This is a genomic window from Stenotrophomonas sp. Ker107b (genome assembly GCF_053847245.1).
The window spans coordinates 1-5325 of record NZ_JBSPHX010000006.1 but is presented as its reverse complement, the minus strand read 5'-3'; the positions used below and the strand labels follow the sequence as shown (position 1 = coordinate 5325).

The window sequence follows — 5325 nt, the reverse complement described above, 5'->3', positions numbered from 1 at the left end:
GATGTATGTCCATCTTGCAGACGTTTGATCAAGCAACATATCAATTGTTTTAAAGCAAGCGAAACGTTGCCAGCGGTCAAGCATCTGCAGCTTTAAATTTTTAGTCTTCGGACTATGCGTTTTTAAGTGAAGAGTTTGATCCTGGCTCAGAGTGAACGCTGGCGGTAGGCCTAACACATGCAAGTCGAACGGCAGCACAGTAAGAGCTTGCTCTTATGGGTGGCGAGTGGCGGACGGGTGAGGAATACATCGGAATCTACCTTTTCGTGGGGGATAACGTAGGGAAACTTACGCTAATACCGCATACGACCTTCGGGTGAAAGCAGGGGACCTTCGGGCCTTGCGCGGATAGATGAGCCGATGTCGGATTAGCTAGTTGGCGGGGTAAAGGCCCACCAAGGCGACGATCCGTAGCTGGTCTGAGAGGATGATCAGCCACACTGGAACTGAGACACGGTCCAGACTCCTACGGGAGGCAGCAGTGGGGAATATTGGACAATGGGCGCAAGCCTGATCCAGCCATACCGCGTGGGTGAAGAAGGCCTTCGGGTTGTAAAGCCCTTTTGTTGGGAAAGAAAAGCAGTCGATTAATACTCGGTTGTTCTGACGGTACCCAAAGAATAAGCACCGGCTAACTTCGTGCCAGCAGCCGCGGTAATACGAAGGGTGCAAGCGTTACTCGGAATTACTGGGCGTAAAGCGTGCGTAGGTGGTTGTTTAAGTCTGTTGTGAAAGCCCTGGGCTCAACCTGGGAATTGCAGTGGATACTGGGCGACTAGAGTGTGGTAGAGGGTAGTGGAATTCCCGGTGTAGCAGTGAAATGCGTAGAGATCGGGAGGAACATCCATGGCGAAGGCAGCTACCTGGACCAACACTGACACTGAGGCACGAAAGCGTGGGGAGCAAACAGGATTAGATACCCTGGTAGTCCACGCCCTAAACGATGCGAACTGGATGTTGGGTGCAATTTGGCACGCAGTATCGAAGCTAACGCGTTAAGTTCGCCGCCTGGGGAGTACGGTCGCAAGACTGAAACTCAAAGGAATTGACGGGGGCCCGCACAAGCGGTGGAGTATGTGGTTTAATTCGATGCAACGCGAAGAACCTTACCTGGTCTTGACATGTCGAGAACTTTCCAGAGATGGATTGGTGCCTTCGGGAACTCGAACACAGGTGCTGCATGGCTGTCGTCAGCTCGTGTCGTGAGATGTTGGGTTAAGTCCCGCAACGAGCGCAACCCTTGTCCTTAGTTGCCAGCACGTAATGGTGGGAACTCTAAGGAGACCGCCGGTGACAAACCGGAGGAAGGTGGGGATGACGTCAAGTCATCATGGCCCTTACGACCAGGGCTACACACGTACTACAATGGTAGGGACAGAGGGCTGCAAACCCGCGAGGGCAAGCCAATCCCAGAAACCCTATCTCAGTCCGGATTGGAGTCTGCAACTCGACTCCATGAAGTCGGAATCGCTAGTAATCGCAGATCAGCATTGCTGCGGTGAATACGTTCCCGGGCCTTGTACACACCGCCCGTCACACCATGGGAGTTTGTTGCACCAGAAGCAGGTAGCTTAACCTTCGGGAGGGCGCTTGCCACGGTGTGGCCGATGACTGGGGTGAAGTCGTAACAAGGTAGCCGTATCGGAAGGTGCGGCTGGATCACCTCCTTTTGAGCAAAGACAGCATCGTCCTGTCGGGCGTCTTCACAAGTAACCTGCATTCAGAGTTTCACGTCGGCCAGGCCGATGTGGATAGTCCCGTATATGGGGCCTTAGCTCAGCTGGGAGAGCACCTGCTTTGCAAGCAGGGGGTCGTCGGTTCGATCCCGACAGGCTCCACCACACGATGCGCCTTTATCAGCGCAGTCGGCAATGAGCTAAACGGACATTGGGTCTGTAGCTCAGGTGGTTAGAGCGCACCCCTGATAAGGGTGAGGTCGGTAGTTCGAGTCTACCCAGACCCACCACTCTGAATGATTAGCGCATACAAAGAATTTATTACGGATCAGCATTGTGGCTGGTACGTGTTCTTTTAAAACTTGTGACGTAGCGAGCGTTTTGAGATTCTATCTTAGACGTGTCGTGAGGCTAAGGCGGAAGACTTAAATGTCTTCTTATTAATTGAGTCGTTATATTTCGTATCTGGGCTTTGTACCCCCAGGTCATATATGTAACCCAAGGCAACTTGCGGTTATATGGTCAAGCGAATAAGCGCACACGGTGGATGCCTTGGCGGTCAGAGGCGATGAAGGACGTGGCAGCCTGCGAAAAGTATCGGGGAGCTGGCAACAAGCTTTGATCCGGTAATGTCCGAATGGGGAAACCCACCCGCTTGCGGGTATCCTGCAGTGAATACATAGCTGCTGGAAGCGAACCTGGTGAACTGAAATATCTAAGTAACCAGAGGAAAAGAAATCAACCGAGATTCCCTGAGTAGCGACGAGCGAACGGGGACTAGCCCTTAAGCTGGAATGGTTCTAGAAAAACAGCCTGGAACGGCTGGCCATAGAAGGTGATAGCCCTGTATTTAAAAGGGCCACTCCAGTGAAGACGAGTAGGGCGGGGCACGTGAAACCCTGTCTGAACATGGGGGGACCATCCTCCAAGGCTAAATACTACTGACCGACCGATAGTGAACCAGTACCGTGAGGGAAAGGCGAAAAGAACCCCGGAGAGGGGAGTGAAATAGATCCTGAAACCGTGTGCGTACAAGCAGTAGGAGCTCGAAAGAGTGACTGCGTACCTTTTGTATAATGGGTCAGCGACTTACTGTTCGTGGCAAGCTTAACCGTATAGGGGAGGCGAAGGGAAACCGAGTCTGATAAGGGCGCATAGTCGCGGGCAGTAGACCCGAAACCGGGTGATCTAGTCATGGCCAGGGTGAAGGTGCCGTAACAGGTACTGGAGGCCCGAACCCACGTCTGTTGCAAAAGACGGGGATGAGCTGTGATTAGGAGTGAAAAGCTAATCGAACCCGGAGATAGCTGGTTCTCCTCGAAAGCTATTTAGGTAGCGCCTCATATGTATCCTCTCGGGGGTAGAGCACTGTTATGGCTAGGGGGTCATCGCGACTTACCAAACCATTGCAAACTCCGAATACCGAGACGGACTGTATGGGAGACACACGGCGGGTGCTAACGTCCGTCGTGAAAAGGGAAACAACCCAGACCCACAGCTAAGGTCCCAAATTCACTGCTAAGTGGAAAACCATGTGGAAAGGCACAGACAGCCAGGAGGTTGGCTTAGAAGCAGCCACCCTTTAAAGAAAGCGTAATAGCTCACTGGTCGAGTCGGTCTGCGGGGAAGATTTAACGGGGCTAAGCAGTGAACCGAAGCTTGGGGTGTGCATATTTATATGTACGCGGTAGAGGAGCGTTCCGTAAGCCGTTGAAGGTGGATTGAGAAGTCTGCTGGAGGTATCGGAAGTGCGAATGCTGACATGAGTAACGATAATGCGGGTGAAAAACCCGCACGCCGAAAGCCCAAGGTTTCCTTGCGCAACGTTAATCGGCGCAGGGTGAGTCGGCCCCTAAGGCGAGGACGAAAGTCGTAGTCGATGGGAAGCAGGTTAATATTCCTGCACCTCGCGTAAGTGCGATGGAGGGACGGAGAAGGTTAGGTGTACCCGGCGTTGGTTGTCCGGGGGAAAGGCGGTAGGTTTGGATCTTTGGCAAATCCGGGATCCTTTAAGACCGAGCACCGAGACGAGCCTTTAAGGCGAAGTCACTGATACCACGCTTCCAGGAAAAGCTCCTAAGCTTCAGCTTACGCAGACCGTACCGTAAACCGACACAGGTGGGTAGGATGAGAATTCTCAGGCGCTTGAGAGAACTCGGGTGAAGGAACTAGGCAACATGGCACCGTAACTTCGGGAGAAGGTGCGCCCTTTTTGGTGGCTCATGCGAGCTATAGCTGAAGAGGGCCGCAGTAACCAGGCCGCTGCGACTGTTTATCAAAAACACAGCACTCTGCAAACACGAAAGTGGACGTATAGGGTGTGACGCCTGCCCGGTGCTGGAAGGTTAATTGATGGGGTCAGCCGCAAGGCGAAGCTCTTGATCGAAGCCCCAGTAAACGGCGGCCGTAACTATAACGGTCCTAAGGTAGCGAAATTCCTTGTCGGGTAAGTTCCGACCTGCACGAATGGCGTAACGACAGCGGCGCTGTCTCCACCCGAGACTCAGTGAAATTGAAATCGCTGTGAAGATGCAGCGTTCCCGTGGCAAGACGGAAAGACCCCGTGAACCTTTACTATAGCTTTACACTGAACGTTGAGTTCGTCTGTGTAGGATAGGTGGGAGGCTATGAAACTGTGGCGCTAGCTGCAGTGGAGCCATCCTTGAAATACCACCCTGTCGTGCTTGACGTTCTAACCTAGGTCCATAATCTGGATCGGGGACCGTGTATGGTGGGTAGTTTGACTGGGGCGGTCTCCTCCTAAAGAGTAACGGAGGAGCTCGAAGGTACGCTCAGCGCGGTCGGACATCGCGCACTGTGTGCAAAGGCATAAGCGTGCTTGACTGCAAGATCGACGGATCAAGCAGGTAGGAAACTAGGACTTAGTGATCCGGTGGTTCTGTATGGAAGGGCCATCGCTCAACGGATAAAAGGTACTCCGGGGATAACAGGCTGATACCGCCCAAGAGTTCATATCGACGGCGGTGTTTGGCACCTCGATGTCGGCTCATCACATCCTGGGGCTGTAGTCGGTCCCAAGGGTATGGCTGTTCGCCATTTAAAGTGGTACGCGAGCTGGGTTCAGAACGTCGTGAGACAGTTCGGTCCCTATCTGCCATGGGCGTTGGAGATTTGAGAGGGGCTGCTCCTAGTACGAGAGGACCGGAGTGGACGAACCTCTGGTGTTCCGGTTGTCACGCCAGTGGCATTGCCGGGTAGCTATGTTCGGAAGCGATAACCGCTGAAAGCATCTAAGCGGGAAGCGCGCCTCAAGATGAGATCTCCCGGGGCACAAGCCCCCTGAAGGAACCATATAGACTATGTGGTTGATAGGTCAGGTGTGTAAGTACAGCAATGTATTGAGCTAACTGATACTAATGATCCGTGTGGCTTGACCATATAACCTCAAGTTGCCTTGGCCGACATGACATGTCGATAGATCCCAAGTGCACGCTACGTCACAAGACTTACGAGAGGCAGGCGCCTTAATCCGTTTCTTTAGGATGGCGACGCTCCAACTGTCTCCCTGGTGAAATTAGCGCTGTGGAACCACCCGATCCCATCCCGAACTCGGAAGTGAAACGCAGCTGCGCCGATGGTAGTGTGGCCTAAGCCATGCGAGAGTAGGTCATCGCCAGGGTTTTTACCC

General features: G+C 53.2%; 2 tRNA genes and 3 rRNA genes. All 5 read left to right on the top strand.

The features are described 5' to 3' along the window. The first annotated feature begins 123 nt into the window (after nucleotides 1–123). Nucleotides 124–1670 (top strand): 16S ribosomal RNA (locus ACWV8V_RS18635). 95 nt (nucleotides 1671–1765) lie between these two features. Continuing rightward, a tRNA-Ala gene (locus ACWV8V_RS18630) sits at nucleotides 1766–1841 on the top strand. Nucleotides 1842–1889: 48 nt separating this feature from the next. Next, nucleotides 1890–1966: transfer RNA gene (locus ACWV8V_RS18625), tRNA-Ile, on the top strand. A gap of 230 nt (nucleotides 1967–2196) precedes the next feature. Next, nucleotides 2197–5075, top strand: a 23S ribosomal RNA gene (locus tag ACWV8V_RS18620). A gap of 126 nt (nucleotides 5076–5201) precedes the next feature. After that, a 5S ribosomal RNA gene (gene rrf, locus ACWV8V_RS18615) occupies nucleotides 5202–5316 on the top strand. The 16S, 23S and 5S rRNA genes sit together here with 2 tRNA genes alongside, the layout of an rRNA operon. The last annotated feature ends 9 nt before the right edge of the window (nucleotides 5317–5325 follow it).